The sequence below is a fragment of the Bacillus sp. RC242 genome (assembly GCF_044908245.1).
Classification (GTDB): domain Bacteria; phylum Bacillota; class Bacilli; order Bacillales; family Bacillaceae_G; genus Bacillus_A; species Bacillus_A mycoides.
The window spans coordinates 130,712-150,194 of the sequence record NZ_JBIYCZ010000003.1 but is presented as its reverse complement, the minus strand read 5'-3'; the positions used below and the strand labels follow the sequence as shown (position 1 = coordinate 150,194).

General features: G+C 33.6%; 22 protein-coding genes. 7 read left to right on the top strand and 15 right to left on the bottom strand.

The window, feature by feature from the left end; all coding sequences use genetic code 11:
• Position 1 precedes the first annotated feature (1 nt).
• The 4 genes from ABH957_RS07705 to ABH957_RS07690 all read right to left on the bottom strand — a co-directional run bounded on the left by ABH957_RS07705 (position 2) and on the right by ABH957_RS07690 (position 4,119).
• Positions 2 to 1,111, bottom strand: coding sequence for an ABC transporter permease (locus ABH957_RS07705; protein ID WP_404456200.1), 1,110 nt, complete (start codon positions 1,109 to 1,111; stop codon positions 2 to 4).
• Positions 1,112 to 1,148: 37 nt separating this feature from the next.
• Positions 1,149 to 2,087: an ABC transporter ATP-binding protein gene (locus tag ABH957_RS07700; RefSeq protein WP_404444560.1), complete on the bottom strand. Its 939-nt coding sequence runs from the start codon at positions 2,085 to 2,087 to the stop codon at positions 1,149 to 1,151.
• A gap of 288 nt (positions 2,088 to 2,375) precedes the next feature.
• Positions 2,376 to 3,476 (bottom strand): sensor histidine kinase, encoded by a 1,101-nt coding sequence (locus ABH957_RS07695; RefSeq protein WP_404456197.1) that lies wholly within the window; start codon positions 3,474 to 3,476, stop codon positions 2,376 to 2,378.
• Between the two features lie 4 nt (positions 3,477 to 3,480).
• Positions 3,481 to 4,119 (bottom strand): response regulator, encoded by a 639-nt coding sequence (locus ABH957_RS07690; protein WP_404510911.1) that lies wholly within the window; start codon positions 4,117 to 4,119, stop codon positions 3,481 to 3,483.
• Between the two features lie 219 nt (positions 4,120 to 4,338).
• On the opposite strand from ABH957_RS07690, the gene ABH957_RS07685 reads away from it, so the two are divergent.
• Genes ABH957_RS07685 through exsE form a run of 4 tightly spaced genes read left to right on the top strand, consistent with a single transcriptional unit; the run spans position 4,339 to position 7,340 of the window.
• Positions 4,339 to 4,884 (top strand): RNA polymerase sigma factor, encoded by a 546-nt coding sequence (locus ABH957_RS07685; RefSeq protein ID WP_307897080.1) that lies wholly within the window; start codon positions 4,339 to 4,341, stop codon positions 4,882 to 4,884.
• A complete protein-coding gene (locus ABH957_RS07680; protein ID WP_002126705.1) occupies positions 4,881 to 5,324 on the top strand; it encodes a hypothetical protein in 444 nt (147 codons plus the stop codon). The genes ABH957_RS07685 and ABH957_RS07680 overlap by 4 nt, the downstream gene beginning before the upstream one ends.
• Positions 5,317 to 6,387, top strand: a complete 1,071-nt coding sequence (locus ABH957_RS07675) for a hypothetical protein (RefSeq protein ID WP_016119984.1) — start codon at positions 5,317 to 5,319, stop codon at positions 6,385 to 6,387. The genes ABH957_RS07680 and ABH957_RS07675 overlap by 8 nt, the downstream gene beginning before the upstream one ends.
• Positions 6,384 to 7,340: an exosporium protein ExsE gene (exsE, locus tag ABH957_RS07670; protein ID WP_404510909.1), complete on the top strand. Its 957-nt coding sequence runs from the start codon at positions 6,384 to 6,386 to the stop codon at positions 7,338 to 7,340. Before ABH957_RS07675 ends, exsE begins: the two co-directional genes overlap by 4 nt.
• A gap of 30 nt (positions 7,341 to 7,370) precedes the next feature.
• Here the strand turns inward: exsE and ABH957_RS07665 are convergent, their stop codons facing one another.
• A complete protein-coding gene (locus ABH957_RS07665) occupies positions 7,371 to 8,618 on the bottom strand; it encodes a DUF445 domain-containing protein (protein WP_404510907.1) in 1,248 nt (415 codons plus the stop codon).
• Between the two features lie 153 nt (positions 8,619 to 8,771).
• Entirely contained in the window at positions 8,772 to 10,109 is a 1,338-nt protein-coding gene (locus tag ABH957_RS07660) for a D-serine ammonia-lyase (RefSeq protein ID WP_404510905.1), read from the bottom strand.
• A 149-nt stretch (positions 10,110 to 10,258) separates the two neighbouring features.
• Between ABH957_RS07660 and ABH957_RS07655 the strand changes: the two genes are divergently transcribed.
• Positions 10,259 to 10,804 (top strand): helix-turn-helix domain-containing protein, encoded by a 546-nt coding sequence (locus tag ABH957_RS07655; RefSeq protein ID WP_002012259.1) that lies wholly within the window; start codon positions 10,259 to 10,261, stop codon positions 10,802 to 10,804.
• 48 nt (positions 10,805 to 10,852) lie between these two features.
• On the opposite strand, the gene ABH957_RS07650 is transcribed toward ABH957_RS07655, so the two are convergent.
• From ABH957_RS07650 to ABH957_RS07625, 6 genes are all read right to left on the bottom strand, one after another.
• A complete protein-coding gene (locus ABH957_RS07650; protein ID WP_404510903.1) occupies positions 10,853 to 11,536 on the bottom strand; it encodes a prolipoprotein diacylglyceryl transferase family protein in 684 nt (227 codons plus the stop codon).
• 14 nt (positions 11,537 to 11,550) lie between these two features.
• Positions 11,551 to 12,105: a TlpA family protein disulfide reductase gene (locus ABH957_RS07645; protein WP_002031090.1), complete on the bottom strand. Its 555-nt coding sequence runs from the start codon at positions 12,103 to 12,105 to the stop codon at positions 11,551 to 11,553.
• Positions 12,106 to 12,123: 18 nt separating this feature from the next.
• The gene (gene ccdA, locus ABH957_RS07640; RefSeq protein ID WP_404510901.1) at positions 12,124 to 12,837 is read right to left on the bottom strand and encodes a cytochrome c-type biogenesis protein CcdA; all 714 of its coding nucleotides are present in this window, start codon (positions 12,835 to 12,837) and stop codon (positions 12,124 to 12,126) included.
• Positions 12,838 to 12,891: 54 nt separating this feature from the next.
• On the bottom strand, positions 12,892 to 13,704 hold the full coding sequence (locus tag ABH957_RS07635) for a M56 family metallopeptidase (protein WP_404510899.1): 813 nt from the start codon (positions 13,702 to 13,704) through the stop codon (positions 12,892 to 12,894).
• A gap of 1 nt (position 13,705) precedes the next feature.
• Positions 13,706 to 14,122 carry a BlaI/MecI/CopY family transcriptional regulator gene (locus ABH957_RS07630; RefSeq protein ID WP_078175715.1) on the bottom strand — a complete coding sequence of 139 codons (417 nt, stop codon included), beginning with the start codon at positions 14,120 to 14,122 and terminating at the stop codon, positions 13,706 to 13,708.
• A gap of 125 nt (positions 14,123 to 14,247) precedes the next feature.
• Positions 14,248 to 14,646, bottom strand: coding sequence for a DUF3942 family protein (locus ABH957_RS07625; RefSeq protein WP_002012266.1), 399 nt, complete (start codon positions 14,644 to 14,646; stop codon positions 14,248 to 14,250).
• 537 nt (positions 14,647 to 15,183) lie between these two features.
• On the opposite strand from ABH957_RS07625, the gene ABH957_RS07620 reads away from it, so the two are divergent.
• Positions 15,184 to 15,882 carry a peptidase E gene (locus tag ABH957_RS07620; RefSeq protein WP_002064712.1) on the top strand — a complete coding sequence of 233 codons (699 nt, stop codon included), beginning with the start codon at positions 15,184 to 15,186 and terminating at the stop codon, positions 15,880 to 15,882.
• Positions 15,883 to 15,935: 53 nt separating this feature from the next.
• On the opposite strand, the gene ABH957_RS07615 is transcribed toward ABH957_RS07620, so the two are convergent.
• Both ABH957_RS07615 and ABH957_RS07610 read right to left on the bottom strand, forming a co-directional pair.
• The gene (locus ABH957_RS07615; protein WP_404510897.1) at positions 15,936 to 17,345 is read right to left on the bottom strand and encodes an MATE family efflux transporter; all 1,410 of its coding nucleotides are present in this window, start codon (positions 17,343 to 17,345) and stop codon (positions 15,936 to 15,938) included.
• A 99-nt stretch (positions 17,346 to 17,444) separates the two neighbouring features.
• Positions 17,445 to 18,209, bottom strand: coding sequence for a DUF2087 domain-containing protein (locus tag ABH957_RS07610; RefSeq protein ID WP_002141210.1), 765 nt, complete (start codon positions 18,207 to 18,209; stop codon positions 17,445 to 17,447).
• Positions 18,210 to 18,429: 220 nt separating this feature from the next.
• Here ABH957_RS07610 and ABH957_RS07605 point away from each other — a divergent pair, with 220 nt between their 5' ends.
• The gene (locus ABH957_RS07605) at positions 18,430 to 19,215 is read left to right on the top strand and encodes an MBL fold metallo-hydrolase (protein WP_404511030.1); all 786 of its coding nucleotides are present in this window, start codon (positions 18,430 to 18,432) and stop codon (positions 19,213 to 19,215) included.
• 38 nt (positions 19,216 to 19,253) lie between these two features.
• Here the strand turns inward: ABH957_RS07605 and ABH957_RS07600 are convergent, their stop codons facing one another.
• Positions 19,254 to 19,445, bottom strand: a complete 192-nt coding sequence (locus ABH957_RS07600; RefSeq protein WP_404510895.1) for a hypothetical protein — start codon at positions 19,443 to 19,445, stop codon at positions 19,254 to 19,256.
• Positions 19,446 to 19,483: the final 38 nt, after the last annotated feature.

Below are 19,483 nucleotides of genomic sequence, written 5' to 3'. Positions count from 1 at the left end.
ACTATAGCCCCTCCCGTCTACGTAATGCAATAATCGCAATTAATAAAAAGAGTGCTGAAATTCCGAGGTTTAAAAATATTACTGGCAGTGCCGCCCCTATGTCATTTGCATAAATAATTTTCATAATGGCTGTGTTGGCCCACGTTAATGGCGATAAATTCGTAACGACATTTTCTTCCACTACGAAATACGCACCACCAAAAATAGAAGCTAATTGCACAACAACCATAATAATTGCTCTAGATGCCTCACCTGTTTTTGTAATAAATCCGATTCCTAAACCGAAGCTAATTGCTAGAAAGACTTCTGTTAGTAAAATAATAAATATGATTCCAAGATGGTCGCCCCAATTCGCTTGAAAAACAAATTTACTAAATAAAACGACGAGTAATAGACAAAGTGCATTCGCTACAAGACTACCGAGCACTTTCCCAATGAAAATTTCAGCTTTACTTATAGGTGCTGCAATTAAACGATCTCCTGTTTTACGTATTCGTTCTCCTCGAATTAAAAAACTCGCCCCCATTGCAGCGTACAGTGCAATCATCGTCGTCATTACAACCGCATAGTAATCCATAGAACCTGGTTTTTTAGCAGCTTGTAAAGATGTTTCTTTAATATAATCATTATGATTTCCGTTTGAAATAACTGCGCTAACCTTACTCGGATCTACTTTTGCAACTTCGGCCACTACGTTGTACTTATCAACAAATGTTGTAAGCATGCCTTCCACAATACTTCCCTCAATACTACTTTTGTCACTTCCGTAAAATTTTGCACCATCTTTATTTAACTCTACATAAGCAGCATATTTATTTTGCTTCACTTCTTCTTTCCCATCTATACCTTCGGAAACTTTTTTAAAATGAATACCTGATTTATCGACTTCTTTCGTAAACGCTTCAAACGATTGAGAAAACGTGCTACTCGCTTCATCTTTATATAGCACTTGTATATCCTTAATCGCTTGACTATCGCTATTAAATGCGTTACTTAACGCTGTTCCTAATACAAGCATAAGCACAATCGGAAATGCTAACATGAAAACTAAAGTTCTTACGTCCCTGAAATCTCTTTTAATGTGCATCACTGCAATGTTAAAGATGTTCAATTGATGAACCTCCCTTTACCTTTTCTTCATTTACCTTTTATTTATCTCGTAAGTTTCTCCCAGTCAACGTAAGGAATACAGTTTCTAAGTTCGGAGCCTGCTCCTCTAACGAACGAATTTCAATGTCATGATTAATGAAATGCTGAATAATTTTATTTAAATTATTTAATCCTGCATCCGAGTTTACCTTGATTACGTTCTCTTCAATTTGAACAGCTTTCACACCATTTATCTCTTTTAAATTTTCTACATCTAAATTTTCTACTGACTTTACTTCAATCCAAATATCTTTCGTATCTGTAATAATCGCTTTTAACTGTTCTTTCGTTCCTTCTGCAATTACTTTACCGTGATCGACAATTGCTATTTTCGTACAAATCTCTTCTACTTCTTCCATGTAGTGACTCGTATAAATAATCGTACTTCCCATTTCATTTAATTTTCGGACAGACTGAAGAATGTAGTTCCTTGACTGCGGATCAATTCCAACTGTCGGTTCATCCATAATAATTAACTTCGGTCTATGAGCGATTGCACAAGCTATATTCAGTCTTCGTTTCATCCCGCCAGAAAAGTTTTTCGGATAACTTTTATGTTTATCACTAAGGCCTACAAATTGAAGTGCTTCCTCTACTCTCGCTTTTAGCTCGGCTCCTCGTAATCCATACAATCCAGCAAAGAATTTCACATTTTCATAGGCAGTTAACTCTTCATAAATCGCAATATCTTGCGGAACGATACCAATATTCATTTTCGCAAATCGATTATATTTCTTTATATTTTTTCCTAGTATGCTGATTTCACCTTCATTACTTCTTAACAAACCAGCAATCATATTAATCGTTGTACTCTTACCAGCACCATTCGAACCTAAAAAGCCAAATATTTCTCCTTCTTTAATAGATAAAGACATATTATCTACCGCGATGAAATCACCAAATTTTTTCGTTAAATTTTTAATTTCCAATGTGTTCATCATTTCACCCCTATTTCGGTTTCTCTGCTTTTATCCCGCTATTTGCGGTCAGTAAGACTCCCACCTCAAAATTCAGCTGGTGCAAAGAAGTTAGGCGGGAGTCGGGCTGCCTGTAAATGCCCGATTGGTTCAACTAACAATCAGCGGGGAAAAACAAAACCCCCACTGATTGAAGTTTCACTTTATTATAAACAAAAAGAATGAACCTGCTCAGTGCAGAAGTTCACTCTTTTCACATGAGATTATTCACTTTTTTCATATGAGATGATTCATCCTCGTCTCATCCTCTTATATCGGCAATAACATTGTTACTGAAAAGCCACTTGTTCCATCTACAATAATTTTTCCGTTTACTGATGCTGTTCGCTCCTCCATCCCCATAATACCGAGGCCTTTCTTAACAAGAGCTGCACCTTTACCATTATCCTTCACTTGTACTTTCACCATCTTGTTCAGTACATGAATATCTATTGAAATGACTGTCGCATCAGCATATTTCATCGCGTTTGTTAGTGCCTCCATAACATTTTCACCAATAATCTTCCACTGAATTGGTGAAATCATATCTAAGTTCCCTTTATATACGAATGGAATATTTATATCATGCTTACCAGCAAATTCCTCTATGAATAATTTCATACGATGAATACCAATTTGCTCTGTTGGTGGCTTCATATTTTTTAATGTAATCCGAATGCTTTCAATGCCATCTTTTGAAATATGAATTGCATTTTGTAATAACTCAGCAGATTTCACTTTATCTATTTCCATTAATCTCTTCGCTGCTTCCATTTGAATAAGTGCACCCGTCATCGAGTGACCAATTTTATCATGAATTTCTTGAGATAATCGATTTCTTTCCTCTAATTTAAATGTGTATTCAGATTGCCTTATGTAATCTTTATTTTCATTTAAGCTTTTCGTAAGTCTTTGTATGTCTTTTCTCATTTTATCATTTTGCATTTCTAGTTTTAATAATCGTGCTATATAGCGGTGAGCTATCGTTAAGGAAAAAAAACAAAATGCACTAATAAGTCCATACGTCATTTGAATACCTTCACCTATAAAAATAATAGGAAGAATCATAATGAAAAAGATTAACCATTTCTTTTTTATGTAATAATTTGCAATTTCATATAAGTTCAAAGGTAAAAATAAAATAAAAAACGGATGAACCTTCCATGTAAATAACATAACTACGCCAATTGACACACAAGTTAATATGTTTTTGTACGTATCTTTTTTAAATATAGAGATCAACACGTTTACAGAAAGATATAAAAGCAAAGTAAATATAATCCACGGTAAGTTCGTAACATTTAAATGAATGTAGCTAAACACTATATATAAAAAGACAATAAGTTTACTTACAGTTAACCAAAATTCCATAACATTAATCTACTTTCCCTGTTAAGTAATAAATCGCAATTTGTGTGCGATGTTCTAGTCCAGTTTTCCCTAAAACTGATGTAATATAATTTGCAATCGTTCCTTCAGATATGAAAAGTTGCTTCGAAATTTCTTTATTTGAGAAACCTTTCGCAATTAATGCGATAATACTAAGCTCTCTTTCTGTGAAAAGGCTCTTATCAATTTTAGATTCTTCCTCTTTACTTTCCATTAAATTAGACTTAATTTTATCAAGCACTACATCTTGCATAACAGTTTGACCGTTATAAACTCCTTTTATCGCATCACGAATACGCTCCGGATCATTATTTTTTAATAAATAACCTTTCGCTCCGTTTTTTACTGCGTCCAAAATATATTCATCATCATCAAATGTCGTTAAAATGAGAGGCTTCGTTTTTGTCTCTTCACAAATTAACTTCGTCGCCTCTACCCCGTTCATGTTTGGCATACGAACATCTAAAAGCGCAATATCAACTTCATAATTTTTACAATACGCTACAGCTTCTTTTCCATCATTTACGGTATCTAATACTTCAAACTCTTCATATGTATTTAAAATAATTTTCATGCCTTCTCTTATAAAAGAATTATCATCGGCTATTAATATTTTAATTTTCATGTTTGTTAGTATGGACCTTATCCTACTAACATTCACATCCTTTCTCCATGTAGCATTTCCTCTTTGCTCATTATATACTTCTCTTTACCATTTTTTCACACCTTTTTCATATACCCCTCCTGCTAAAAATATATTATTCTTTTTTTACAACATGTGTAGGGTGACTTATCATTTCTTACGTCTATATAATAGAATGCGTCAAAAAGGAGGGAGAGACCGATTGAGGAAAAACAATTAGTTGCAAAAGCACAGCAAGGAAGCGAACATGCTTTTCGTATCCTTGTACAAACATATCGTCATTATATTTTTCAAGTTATCTTTTCCATTTTAAGACATGAAGAAGATGCTAAAGATGTTACACAAGAAGTATTCGTAAAAATTCACGCCTCTCTCCCAAATTATCAATTTCGCGGATTAAAAACGTGGATGGCACGTATTGCCACCAATCACGCTATTGATTATAAGAGAAAAAAAGCTAGAGAAAACGAAGAACTCTCCTTATGTAAAGAAACTGCGGAAAATATAAAATCCTCTCATAATATCGAGGCATTATTATTGACGAAAGAGCAAAAATTACTCATTGCTCAAAAACTGCGAGAACTTCCCGACAATTACCGTGACGTCGTTCTCGCACATTACTTAGAAGAAAAAAGTTATCAAGAAATTGCTTTGCAAGAAAATATTGAAGTGAAAACAGTCGAAATGAAACTGTATCGGGCAAGAAAATGGATTAAAAAACATTGGAAGGAGGAAGAGTTTCTATGATGCATTATTCAAAAGAAGATTGGCGCAATTATACATTAGATGTTATATCAAACAATGAACGTGAATCTATGGAAGAACATCTTTATGAATGTGATCATTGTTTAGCACTTTATATGGAAAGTATTGATGAACAACACGAAAACCTTCCAATGATAAATGATGATTCATTTACGAACGAAGTTATGACGCAAATTAATTTTGAAACGTTACAGCCTAATGAAAATATAAAAACAAACTCACTAAAGCGCACAATTATTCACTACATAATTGCGACTGCGGCTACAATTATTTTTATGGTAAGTGGTTTATTCCAGTATATTTTCACAGCGACATCAAATTTCGAGAAATCTTCAAAACATAACGAGTCTTCTATCTCACAACAAATTGTAAACAAATCGGTAGACACATCAAAAAAGGACGGAGGTTCAAAGCATGAATAAAAATCCCTTTTTGGCACTTGTGTTAGGGCTAATTCCTGGGCTTGGACATTTATATTTAAAGAAATTCGGACGATTTATTTTATATAGCGGCGGGGCTTTATTTCTATTTATCTTTGCAGCATTTTGTACAATAGCATTAGGAGCGCGTGATATTGCTTTTCTTTCTCTATTTTTACTAGTCGTGTTATGGGCGATCAATTTATTAGATTTAGTTATCACTATTATTAATCAATCGAAAAAACAAGCAGCCGGAGAATTTACAGAGTCCTCTAAAGAAAGCGAACGATTTTATATCATTCTTCTATCAATCATTCCTGGGCTTGGTCATTTTCAATTAGGACTTATGCAACGCGGACTTACATTTTTAGTAGCTTGTACAGGAATAGGAAGTATGATTATATTCGTTGCACTCTTAACATCTCAAGAAAGTTTTCTTATCTTCCTTATTACGCTACCTGTTTTATGGATTTATAACTTCTTTGATGTTGTTCAACAACTACAGAAAAAAGAACGCGGCGAGCAACTAGATGACCGTACTATTTTCGAAGAGTTTGAAGAGCACCGAGAACAAGGAAAGAAAAATAAAACATTCGCTTCCATTTTAGCAATGTTTCCTGGAGCAGGACATATGTATTTAGGCTTACAGCGCCGTGGTCTTCAGCTTATGGCAGCCTTTTTACTATCTATTTATTTGCTCGACTTATTAAGACTTTCTGCGTTTTTATTTTTAGTACCAATCATTTGGTTCTATAGCTTTTTTGATGCGTTACAGCAAACTGCAAAATACGGAAAAGAACGTGTAAATGACGAACCTATCATTGACTATTTTATAAATCATCAAAGATGGATCGGTATTGGGTTAATTACACTCGGTGGTTATTATTTATTAGATCAAACAGTCCTTCCTATTTTGAATGACTATTTTGCAACTATATTTAATATTCATCTTAGCGAACTATATTATCGCTATTTCCAAACATCTATCGTTGCTCTCCTTTTAATTGGTGGCGGCTTTAAATTGTTACTTGGAAATAAAGAAAACAAAGGTGGTACAAACGAATGAGAACATGGCGCGTTGGAACATTCTCAATGGGGCTCTCCATTATTACATTAGGTTGCTTTTTACTATTTTCAGTCGTAAAAGGAGTTCAAACATTAGATACATTAACAGCCTGGTGGCCTGTTTTACTTATCATACTTGGCGCTGAAATTTTACTATACCTTCTATTTTCTAAGAAGGAACATTCATTTATTAAATATGATATTTTTAGTATTTTCTTTATCGGAGTTTTAGGAAGTGTTGGAATTGCTTTTTACTGCTTATTATCAACTGGATTGCTAGAAGAAGTTCGTCATTCTATTAACACAACTAGACAAACGAGTAATATTCCAGACGGACAACTTGATATACCTGAATCTATCAAAAAAATCGTAGTGGATGCGGGGCATCACCCTCTAACGATAGAGGGTGATAATACAAATCAAATTCATCTTTTTGGAACATATGAAATGACGACAAAAACAAATGAAAAACCTAATTTAAAAAGAGATGATTTCCTTTCAGTTCAAACGGCTGGAGAAACGATGTATATAACGTTAAAACCATTACCGGTTCAGCATACGTTATTTAACTCAACACCACAGGTGAAACAAACACTCGTTCTTCCGCAAAATAAAAATGTAGAGATCCGCGCTTCAAATAACGAACTATCTCTTTATCCAGGTCAATTACAAAATAATTGGTTTGTACAAAACAGTTCAAACGTATCTGTTCATTTAGCTAAAGAAAGTGATGTTTCTTTAACAGCCGTAACAAATCAAAAAGAAACTCACGGAAACACACCTTGGGAACAAGTAGAAGATTTAGCGAAAAAAGAAAATAATTCTTCAGAAGAAAATCCAGAATTAAATGGGCAAGAACATTGGTATAAAAACTCGATAAAAACAGGAAATGGAACGTACAAATTAAATATTGAGAAAGCTTATAATTTAAATATGAGCGTTATCGAAAAATAAAAAACCTTCCACAATTGTGGAAGGTTTTTCTCATATAATCGCTTTTATTCCTTCTAAAATTAATCCAATCATAAAACCACAAACAGCCCCGTTCACACGAATCCACTGCAAATCTTTACCGACATTATTTTCAATCATTTCGATTAATGTTTTATCATCTAACTTATCAAGGTTTTCTTGCACAAGCTTTCCAATTTTCGAATGATTCTTTTCAACAATAGTAACAACTTGTTTTTGTAACCAATCTTCTATTTTTTGAACAGTCAGTTCGTCTTCTTTTATTTTATTCATTTGTGTTTGTAAGAATGGAACAACATATTTATCAGCAAATTCTTCATTCTTCACAAAGGTAACTGCCCTACTCTGTACTTGCTCTAGCATTTCTTTTATTTTGTCTGTAGCATCCCAATTTGCAATCCATTTTTCTTTCCAATTCTCTAATTCCTGTAATAAAGATTCATTTTCTTTTACATTTATAATCTCTTGACGAATTTTCGCTAATATAAGTTGTCTTGTGCTATTATCTGCATCTTGTAAGCTGTTAATATTGCTAATGATAAACTTCTGCAAAATGCCGCCGATTTTATCCTCATCAACAATATTCATAAACGATTTCAAAGTAAACTGTAGGAATCCATCTATTTTTATGTTTTCCATCGCCTTCATGCCTAAGCTTCCGAGCTGATAACGTGCTTCATCTTGAGCTGTCCAATCTTTCACTTTTACTAATATGTAATCAAGTGTTTTTTCATCATATTCTTGCACTACTAATTGATCCACGAGAACTTGTAATATGTTACTTGTGTTAATTGTATGCAAATACGTTTTTAATTCTTTTTCAATAATAACTGCTAATTTTTCCGTATCTATTTGAAGAATCGCTTTCTCAGCAATTGTTACAATTCCTTTTTTCACAGCGTCAGACTGTAACTCTTTCTCAGCAATTTGCAGTACCATTTGTGCTAGCTGCATTTCTTTTACTTTACTTGTAATACTTTCTTTCGTCAGCCATTCATTTTCTAACGTAGAAACGAGACCCTTTGTTACCCGTTTCCGATTTTTAGGTAATAATGCTGTATGTGGAATTGGAATTCCCAACGGATGACGGAATAAAGCTGTAACCGCAAACCAATCCGCAAGTCCACCAACTAACCCAGCTTCAAATCCCCCTTGAATAATCTCCCCAGCTACCGTTCCTTGAAAAGGGATGGAAGCCGCAAAACCTACGCCCATAACCCCAAGCGAAATACCCGCTATATATTTAGTCTGTAATGACATCGTATACACATCCTCTTATTATGTAAAATAAAGCTTTTTGTTATTTTTATTCGATATTAGCAATCCTTTATATCTATACTATAAAGAACTAGTGCGAAAATAACAAAGAATTTTATGTACATGAAAAAAATGAGGCTGTAAATAGCCTCATTTTTATTTTAACTTTAATTCCAAACCTTTCTTATAATACCCATTCATCACGTCTTCCGGAACCATACTCCCACCAGTTTCCCACACAATATGAGTACCTTTCTTCACCTTCTCTGTTAACTGTTGTTTTTGTAAATACTCATTTTCAGCTTTACATACATTCAACGGCCCTATCATACCCGCTAATGCAGAAGGCTCTAAATAAATATTTTCAGTATCAGCCAGTTCTTTTAATAATCTATATAACTCCTCATCACTTACTGTGTAATTTCCACTCAAAAATGGTTCCATCGTTTTACCGACAAATCCAGATGGTCTTCCTACTGCAAGCCCATCCGCATCAGTTACATTGTCAATACCGATATCTTGAACGGCAATTTTATCGTGAAGCCCTGTCATTAAACCGAGTAACATACACGGAGAGTGCGTAGGCTCCGCAAAGAAACAGTGCACATTGTCTTTGTACAATAACTTTAAACCAAATGCTACTCCGCCAGGCCCGCCACCTACCCCGCACGGAAGATAAACGAATAAAGGGTGCTCTTCATCTACTACAATTTCTAACTCTTCTAATTGTTTTTGTAAACGTGACGCTGCTACTGCGTATCCTAAAAATAAATCATGTGAGTTTTCATCATCAACAAAATAACAGCTAGGATCTGCATCTGCTTGCAGTCTTCCTTCTTCTACTGCTTTACTATAATCAGCTTCATATTCAATAACGTTTACACCTTTACTTCTTAATAAATCTTTTTTCCATTGTTTTGCGTCTGCTGACATATGGACTGTCACATTGAAACCTAATTTCGCACTCATAATACCGATGCTAAGCCCTAAATTTCCAGTAGAACCTACTGCAATTGAATGCTTCGCAAAAAAACCTCTAAATCTATCACTATCTAAAATTGAATAATCATCTTTCTCTGTTAACATTCCATGCTGAAGTGCCAGTCGCTCTGCATGTTTCAGCACTTCGTATATTCCGCCTCTAGCTTTTATTGATCCTGATATCGGAAGCCCGCTATCACATTTTAATAGTAATTCCCCTAAAATAGGTTGCCCATAACTTTTCTCTAAAGATTGTTTCATAGAAGGTATTTTCACTAAAGGTGATTCTATAATACCGCCTGTTTCCTTCGTTTCAGGAAATACTTTCGCAATATATGGTGCAAAACGCTTTAATCTCTCTTCCGCGTCTTTTACATGTTCTTCATTAAGTGGCGAATTTTTTATTGCTGTTTCATACTTTTCCATATTCGGGTTTATCCAAAATACTTCTTCTGTTGCGATTAAGTTATTTACTAGTGGATATTGCTCTTTTAATGCCTCTATCTCCTTCATTCCTCTTCCTCCTCATATCCTTGTAGCTAGCCATATAATAAATTATAATTAAATTAATTTTAATATAGTTTAACATAAATAATTCATTTTAGTTAATTTTAATTTAATTTATTTAAATATAAATTAATAATTATTAAGGAGCATTTATTATGGAAAATATAGATATTGGTAAAAAGATTGAAAAACAAAGAAAAGAAAAAGGATTAACTAGTAAAGAATTAGCAAAGATGGCCGAAATCACACCATCAATGCTTAGTCAAATTGAACGTGGTTCTGCTAACCCTTCTATTCAAACATTAAAGGTACTTGCAAAAGCTCTTGATGTTCCAACATTTAGTTTTTTACTTGAAGAAAATAATACAGACGATTTAATTGTACGTTCTCATAAAAGAAAAAAAATGATTATCGATAATTTATCATATGAATTGTTATCACCTGATTTCACAGGAAATTTAGCAACAGCAATTATGACTATCCCACCAAATACTGCTTCATCAGAAAATGTTCTAGAACATAAAGGTGAAGAATTAGCATTTGTATTAGACGGAAAAATCACATTGCACTTAAATGAAGAAGAATACACATTAGAAACTGGTGATAGCGTAAAAATACCAGCTTATTTAAAACATAAATGGGTAAATCAATTCGAGAAAAATGCGATTGTTTTATTTTCTGTTACTCCGCCGATTTTTTAATTCATATGATGATACAAAAATAGCCATGCTCTCCGTGCATGGCTACTTTTATTTTTTTGGTACTAGCAAAATCCCTAAACTAATAACAAAAAAACTGAGTATTTGCTGTATTGAAAGACCAAATAGAACTGAATTTTGTTCACTAATAAGTGAAATAATGATATGAGCAATTCCCTCGCAAATTAGAAAAAAGCTTATATTCTTTCCATTTCCTAATCTTTCATTTTTAATCCATAACAAGCCAATTATACCGAGTGCGAGTATAATCTCATACATGAAAATAGGATGATACAAAAATTTTGATTCATATATTTTCATCCCCCACGGCAGTGTCGTTTGTGCACCTACTTCTTGATGGAATATAAAATAAAAGATTATACTCACGCAAAATCCAAAAGGTAATGTATCAAGTAAAATCCGAAGAGAAAATTGCTCTTTTTTACTTTTCCAAACAATATATATACTCGCAATTACGCACCCTACTATAATATGCTGAATACTTCCTACAGCTAATAATGCTGGCATTGGCGCCCCAATGGCCCATACCGGATTTAAAATTGCCGGTGCGAATTTCCATACTAATACAATGATAAGAAAGCCATTCGTTACTGCATCCATCATTTTTTCATATTGAATATTTTGCTTTTTCATCCTTAGTTTCATTAGAATAAATCCAAATAAACTTCCTATTATAAGAGAAACGGGTTGTAACCTCACCATCCACTCCATCACTATGAAATCCCCTCTTAATTCTCAATTATTTTCTTAAACTTCTCTTCTAATTGATCTGGAGGTAATACACCTCGTGCATGATCTACAATAATTCCATCTTTATTAACAAAAAATGTCGTTGGTAAAGAAAATACTTTATAATCTATTCCAGCTACTCCGTCCATATCTAATAGAACAGGAAATTTAAATCCGTGACGATCTGCAAATGCGCTCGCTTCTTGTACTGGATCCCCGATTGTTGCATTTACCGCAAAGATTTCAACATCCTCCTTATATTTATCATACAAACGAACTAGATCAGGAGCCTCCATTTCACATGGACCACACCATGATGCCCAAAAATTAATAACATATGGTTTTCCCTTTGCATCATTTAACGAATAAAGCTTCCCATCTAATCCTTTTAATGTTATGTTCGGCGCTTTAAATCCCACTTGTGGTAATACTTCCTTCTCTTGTAACTCCGCTTGTTTCGCTTTTCTTTCTTTTTCTTCTTTCTTAGTATTATAAAAGTTAACTCCGGCCCAAATTAGTGCCCCAGCTAGTATAATAGCAATTAGTTTCTTCACTTTTCTTCCTCCTCATTTCTAAAATCCCGTAAATCCGCCGAATAGACGAATAAAGAACGCTGTAATTTTCGTCATTTGATTTGTATATAATAAAACCCCTGTTAAAATCATCATTCCACCGCCGATTTTCATCATGACATTGGCATAAGTAACAATCCATCTTACCTTTCCAATAAAAAATGCCATCACGAAAAACGGAACTGCAAAGCCAAGAGTATATGCCGTAATATAAAGAAGCGCACTTTCAGGATTGGTCGCCCCGAGCATAAGCACTGCAGAAAATATCGGACCAACACACGGTGTCCATCCTGCTGCATATGTCATGCCGACCAAAATTGAGCGAATATATCCTGTCAATTTACTTCTATACTGCACTTTTTTCTCTGCCATAAGCCACTTAGGCTGAAACAATCCAGTCATAAATAACCCCATCAAAACAATAAAAACCCCACCAATTTGCTGAATCAATCTTTGATTAGATGAAAAAGTAATCCCAATCCAACTCACCGATAAACCTAACGCATAAAATATAACCGAGAAACCGATCATAAAAAATACTGTATGTATAATCGCTGACTTTTGCATAATCCCACGATTTTCTTTTAAATCTTGAATAGACACACCTGTAATATATGATAAATAAGATGGATATAGCGGTAAAGAACATGGTGATATAAATGAAAGTATCCCAGCCCCTACTACTAGCCAAATTGTTAAATCCGCCGCATTCATTTTATCCCTCCTAAACACACTACAATGCGTAGTGTTAATTATTAAAAAAAGAGGCTATATGCACTCTCCGACAATAAGTACAATCGACATACAAAATAGCCCTAACGTTACATATACTGAATTTGTATGTAATGGCATATTCAGCTTAACAACTTTCTCATTCAACACTTGCTCAATTCGTAAATTAATTGCGGTTTTCGCAAACGACGCTGTAATACATTGATTTTCCATCGTCTTTATTTTAATTAACTTTAATAATGCACTACCTAGCTCAAATGAAGATTTCATTTTTTTCATCGCATATTTATCTGCTGATAGCTCTTGATATACATGATAACGCTGCAACATCCCTTTTAATATAGGAATATACATCATTCCCTCAGCTAACAATGTAAAGAAAAATAACTTTAATGGATCTCGATTTTTTTGATGATATTCCTCATGTAATACAATCGCATCAATTTCTTCCTCAGAAAATGCCTGAAACATTCCTTCTGAAATGACAATTTTCGGTCGAAATAATCCAATTGTAAATGCCGTAATCTGTAACGTTGATAATACGTACACTTGCTTTCCTTTTCTAGTAATAGACACGAGATTTCTTTTCAATCTTTTACTATAAAAAAACTGCTTCCAAATTCTTTTACTCATAATGATTACAGTAACTAACAGTAATCCGGCTATCATTATACGAAGTATTGATAGTTCCCTCATATGTTTTTGTAATTCAAATAAACAAAATTGCGAAAGGAAAAATGCTTTATTTTGAAAAAGAAATGGGTATGTAACGTAGTATACTAACATGCTTAAAAAAAGCACACTAATAGTCACTGCTAACAAAACGATTTTACGCATTTGCCACTTCATTTTATCGGTCCTCTTTTTTTAGCTGACTTAATTTCTCTTCTAATTTTTTTATTAAAGATGGATCAGCTTGTTCTAACTCATCTATCATATGGTTCACAACAAGATCTCCAAATTCACCCATTAATTCCTGTGTCATTTTCTTCGTTTGATTAGATAAAAATTCTTCCTTCGTTTGTGTAGTACGATACATACCACTTCTTTTCACAATATGCTTTTCTAAATGTGCTTTCTCTACTAATCTGTTCATAACTGTCATTACAGTATTAAAATTCACCGGGGATTCTTCACTTAATTTCTGTTGCACATCTTTAATGGTAATACCCTCAGTAGCCCAAACAATCTCCATTATTTTCGCTTCAAGCGGTCCGAAAAAGTGATTTAACCCTTGCTCATTTAACTTGTAGTTTTGAGTAAACATCGTATGCCCCCTTTCACACTACAGATTGTAGTATAAAATATATAGAAGGTCAAACATAAATGATATTAACTGATACTTAAATGAATCCTAATCTCCACTAATTAGTTATCTGTACCACGTTCGATTCATTGTAAACCTAACTTCTCTCCAAATGTATCATAGAGATAATATTCTAATATTTGCACACTAAATTTCTCATTACGCCCAAGTGCAAATAATTCCCGATCTTTTGCTACGATAGTATCTAATGGAATCACCACATTATCCACTATTTTTGTAATTTCAATTACATTACTTTCTACGTTTACTTCTGTTTTAAATTCAATATTTTCTAATACTATATGTGAACGTCTTCCTGATGCAAAAAAAGTAAAGTTAGGATTTTTAAAAATTCCAATTTCACTCTCTAACGGATATAAATATTTATAAATTATATCTCTATGTCCATCTTTTATTATTTTTTCATCTTTTTCATCGTCTAAATATTCTTTCACCTTCGCTGCGAACTCAAATCGAAAATCCACTCTTTCACGCTCCCTCTTTTCAGTTTACGCTAATAAATATATCGATATAATTTTACCATATTATAGAATAAGTTCCTATAAAAAGTAAAAAACATTTTTGTAAAACTTCTGGTATTCCCCGTACTTTTTAATATAAATACTAATATTCATTAGTACGTCGTTATATTCATTTAAACATATTGTTTCCATACTTTGAAACAATATTATCCAGTATTATATATCAATAAAGTGAAACTTTAATCAGTGGGGGTTTTGTTCATCCCCCACTGATTATTAGCCTTCACCAATCGGGCGTTTACGGGCAGCCCGACTCCCACCTAACTGCTTTGCTCCAGTTGAATTTTGAGGCGGGAGTTTACTGCCCGCAAATAGCGGGATAAACTGCTTCTAATTCCTTTCTATCTACAGCTAACGATACCTCATGCTATTTCAGTATATTGTTTGCTTTATTTCCCCTTATTCATTAAATCACAGAAGGAATGTAACTCCCCACTATCGAATTTTTACATAACAAATATTATTAGGTGGTGCTTTACTATGAAATTAGCTGTCATTGGTGGCGGTGATTTACAAGATCCAAATCACTTGCATATTAATGAACGACTTATAGAATTAACGAATAAACAATACCCAAAAGTATTATTCATTCCTACAGCTAGTCGTGATGATGAAGGATATATAAAGTTATTTTTAGAAACATTTGAAAAGCAATTACATTGTGAGGTTCAAATTTTACGCATTTCAACCGAAACACCTACTAAATATGAAATAGATGAGATGATTCATTCTGCCGATTTAATTTACCTTGGCGGTGGAAATTACGTTCACATGCTTGAACAATGGAAAGAACATAAACTAGATGAAAAGTTACTATTTGCTTTAAAACGTGGAACACTTATTGCAGGATATAGTGCCGGTGCTATGTGCTGGTTCACATCTAGCATTCGTTCAGATTATGAAGGTTCCGGTTATATAGAAAGTAGTGGCTGGGGTATTGTTAACAAAAGATTTTGCCCCCATTACAATCAATTAAATAGAATGAATGCCTTCCATACGTTTTTACAAACTCACCAAGGTAATATAGAAGGTATTGCATTAGAAGATAATTGCGCTTTATATATTACAGAAGGTTCATTTGAAATTATCGGTGAGCCAGATACAGCTTGGGAGTTTTATATGAATAATGGAGAACTCATTAGACAACATTTTGACATAACTTTAAAAAGTTATTTATAAGCATTCATAAAAAAATGTCCCTAAGTATAATGACTTAGGGACATTTTCATCTTTTAACTCACTAATCGTGTAATTCGTTTCTTCTGCCATGAAAGCTTATAATATGCATACTGTAATATTAAGCTGACGATGAATGCAGCTGGATACCCAATCCATATCCCTTCTATTCCAAGGCTCGTATGGTAAGAAAGATAATACGCCACAGGTACTTCAACAAGCCAAATTGATACAATACTGATTACAGTTGGCCATAGTACAGTACCACTTGCTCGCATTGTCGCACTAATAATTTGTGCATGACCGAAAATTAAGTAGCTCCATAATGTAATCATGATTAGACTATGAGCAATGTCAATTGTATTTTGACTTGTTAAAAATAGTGCTAAAATATCTCTTGAGAACAAGTAAATAAGAGATATTAATACACCACCAATTATATAATTCATAATAATTCCGGCCTTAACAACTTTCTGCAATCGATCAAATTGGTTCGCACCAATTGATTGCGCTGCAAAAATTGATACCGTAATACCGAGGCTAACCGCTGGCATTTGTACATAACTTGCAACTTGGTTCACAACACCATACGCCGCTGTTGCATCTGAACCGTACCGATTTACAAATGCGATTACCGCGATCTCTGATAATGAAACTAATATCATATTAATACTCGCTGGAATACCGAGGCGTAACAATAATTTTAATAACTCCCAGTCCATACGAAGATATTTTCTTACTGTCCCGTCTAATTGTAGTGGATGATTTTTCTTCTTTAAATACACTAGCATGACAATAAACGTAATAACTGTAGATATAACTGAAGCATAGGCTGCTCCGTAAACATCTAATTTCGGAGCTCCTAACCAGCCAAAAATAAGAATTGGTAATAAAATCATATTTAGCGCTGTACTTACGATTAAAAAGTAAAATGGCGTTTTTGAATCTCCTGTACCTCTCATAAATGTTGTGTATGCAAAATATAAAAATAATACTGGCATAGATATAAATAAAATTCTTGCGTAATGCACACTTATTTCAATAATATTTTCTGGCGTTCCCATAAGACGCATAATATCCATCGCAAAAATACTACCTATTATCGCCAACACGACTCCGATAATAAAAGTAAACGTAAGCGTCGTACCAACGATAGCTTTTAAGCGCTCCTCATTTTTAGCACCAAATGCCTGACCAATTAAAATTGAACTACCAGAACCAATTCCAATTACAAATGAAACGAGTAGGAAAAATAACGGGAAAAATGCCGATATAGCTGCTAGATCATTTACGCCAAGCCATCTTCCTACTACTACCATTCCAAATAACTGTCCAACTGACTGTAATACATTACTTAAAAGTAACGGCACTAAAAACATGGACATCGATTTCCATATCGGCTTATGTTCCGTTTCTGACTTCTGTGACTCTACACCTTCTTTATTGTTATTTGTAGGTGGTTTCAAATTTCATTTCTCCTTTTACTAAAAATCTGTTTTTCAACTTCTATCTCTTTGTATAGTTGTTATAACGATGTGCTTCCATTCATTTTCTTTTCCGTATTATTATAACTTCACCCAGTATTGGCTTCCATCAGCTGTTCTATCTAAAAACCCATATTCGATTAAATATCTTCTTAAAGTTACAAAATCCGGGTATACACTTTCTATGACAGTATTTACTTCTTTTTCATTGTACTTTTTATTACTATCAAACTTCGTCACTAAATGGCGTAATATAATTAATTTACGCTTTTGCTTTTTCGGAAATTTAGAAAGCGGTCCATCTAATCCTTCTGTAAAATGTGCTTTTAATACTTCCTCATTTTCTTCTTCCGTAATATTGTAGCGATCATCCACCATCGTTGCTGTTCTATGAATGGGTACAAATTTCGTTTGTACTTTTGATTTTTTTTCTGACAGTTCCATTAACGCTAAAAACACTTTCGCTTGCTTCATTTTTTCTCGAAGTGTAAATCGATGATTACGAATGGTTGATGTACTTCCGCCATCCATCTCTTTTACAATCTCTTTATCATTTAGCCCCATATGGAAAAACTGAACCATTTTCTTTTGCAAATCCGTTAAACCCGTATACTTCTTATCAAGATTTAATAAATAATCAAACATAGACGTATGTTCATTTTGCACATGCAATTGCACAAACTTCTCTGCTTCATACAAAACTTGATTATCTTGATAAATAACCCCCTTAATAAACGCTTCTCCACAAGCTAAACAAATATATTCCTCTGCTTCCGCTTCAAACACATACCCTTTCTTCAATTCCTCAACCGATGCATCCCAAAACTTCTCTGAAATATCACTCACACTAAACACTCCTTCAAAACGTTTATTCAAAAACTAAACAAATCACAATAACGTTTATTGCCACTTCACCATCTTAACATAACACAAACAAACATTTCAACGTTCCGTTTACCCATTTTATAAACTTTTATAAAAAAATCTATTAAACAAATTAAAAAAGGACTTAAAGCAACGAAAAGCGAATGTGTTTAATAAATGAATTTAGGATGTGAAACAAAACATGACTATTTTGCACGACCCTTGGTTTACTGTTAAACAAATCGCTCGAAATACATATGCGATTAGTGAATATGGGCATTGGGAGAAAGTACATTCCTTCTTACTTGTAGGCGATACCACCGCACTCCTTATCGATACTGGACTAGGTATCGATAAGATGAAACGTATAACGGACCAACTAACAAACTTACCAATTACAGTTGTCACAACACACGTTCATTGGGATCATATCGGTAGTCACTCACAATATGAAGAAATCTATGTACATGCTTTAGAAGAAGATTGGCTCATTAACGGCATAAAAGGACTTCCTATTACTCAAATTAGGCACGACATCGCTCGTGACATTACTAAACCTACACCTAAAACATTTCAACCTGAAACATTCAATCCATTTCAAGGAACACCAACAAAATTACTACAGGATGGAGACATTATTGATATCGGAAATAGGAAAATTCAAATTATACATACTCCAGTTCACTCACCAGGATATATTTGTATATACGATTATGAAACTGCGCTTTTATTCACAGGGGATTTACTTTATGAAGGAACGATTTTTGCGTTTTATCCTTCGACAAATCCTGTAGACTTAGTTCAGTCTCTAAACAAAATTACAAACTTCTCTCCTATTAAACAAATTTACGGTTCACATCATACACTTGGTCTTTCTCCTACTATATTGAAAGAAGTAAAATACGCTATTCAATATTTAAGTGATAACAAACTCGTTCAACATGGAACCAACATTCACTCATTCCAAAACTTCAGTATTCAATTTTAACTACAAAAAAGGTGTTTCCACATATAGAAACACCCTTTTTACCCTTTATATATTTTATAAACAACTTCCACTAAAACTTTACTCGCTTGTACAAATACATGTTTTCGCTTTCCATCCTCAGCGAATCTATTTGAGCAGCCATTCATAATCATCATACAACTAATTATGACTAGCACTACAATTTTATTCTTGTTAGTCACTTTATGCCACTCCACTATTAAAAACTTCATTTAAATTTATCCTATCAAAAAATTTTACACGAATAATA

Coding starts and splice junctions, on each gene's coding strand:
- ABH957_RS07690 (WP_404510911.1), bottom strand. CDS start 4,119: ATGAAAATTAAAATATTAATAGCCGATGATAATTCTTTTATAAGAGAA.
- ABH957_RS07605 (WP_404511030.1), top strand. CDS start 18,430: ATGACTATTTTGCACGACCCTTGGTTTACTGTTAAACAAATCGCTCGA.
- ABH957_RS07700 (WP_404444560.1), bottom strand. CDS start 2,087: ATGAACACATTGGAAATTAAAAATTTAACGAAAAAATTTGGTGATTTC.
- ABH957_RS07635 (WP_404510899.1), bottom strand. CDS start 13,704: ATGAAGTGGCAAATGCGTAAAATCGTTTTGTTAGCAGTGACTATTAGT.
- ABH957_RS07660 (WP_404510905.1), bottom strand. CDS start 10,109: ATGAAGGAGATAGAGGCATTAAAAGAGCAATATCCACTAGTAAATAAC.
- exsE (WP_404510909.1), top strand. CDS start 6,384: ATGAGAACATGGCGCGTTGGAACATTCTCAATGGGGCTCTCCATTATT.
- ABH957_RS07600 (WP_404510895.1), bottom strand. CDS start 19,445: ATGAAGTTTTTAATAGTGGAGTGGCATAAAGTGACTAACAAGAATAAA.
- ABH957_RS07655 (WP_002012259.1), top strand. CDS start 10,259: ATGGAAAATATAGATATTGGTAAAAAGATTGAAAAACAAAGAAAAGAA.
- ABH957_RS07665 (WP_404510907.1), bottom strand. CDS start 8,618: ATGTCATTACAGACTAAATATATAGCGGGTATTTCGCTTGGGGTTATG.
- ABH957_RS07675 (WP_016119984.1), top strand. CDS start 5,317: ATGAATAAAAATCCCTTTTTGGCACTTGTGTTAGGGCTAATTCCTGGG.
- ABH957_RS07695 (WP_404456197.1), bottom strand. CDS start 3,476: ATGGAATTTTGGTTAACTGTAAGTAAACTTATTGTCTTTTTATATATA.
- ABH957_RS07630 (WP_078175715.1), bottom strand. CDS start 14,122: ATGTTTACTCAAAACTACAAGTTAAATGAGCAAGGGTTAAATCACTTT.
- ABH957_RS07680 (WP_002126705.1), top strand. CDS start 4,881: ATGATGCATTATTCAAAAGAAGATTGGCGCAATTATACATTAGATGTT.
- ccdA (WP_404510901.1), bottom strand. CDS start 12,837: ATGAATGCGGCGGATTTAACAATTTGGCTAGTAGTAGGGGCTGGGATA.
- ABH957_RS07620 (WP_002064712.1), top strand. CDS start 15,184: ATGAAATTAGCTGTCATTGGTGGCGGTGATTTACAAGATCCAAATCAC.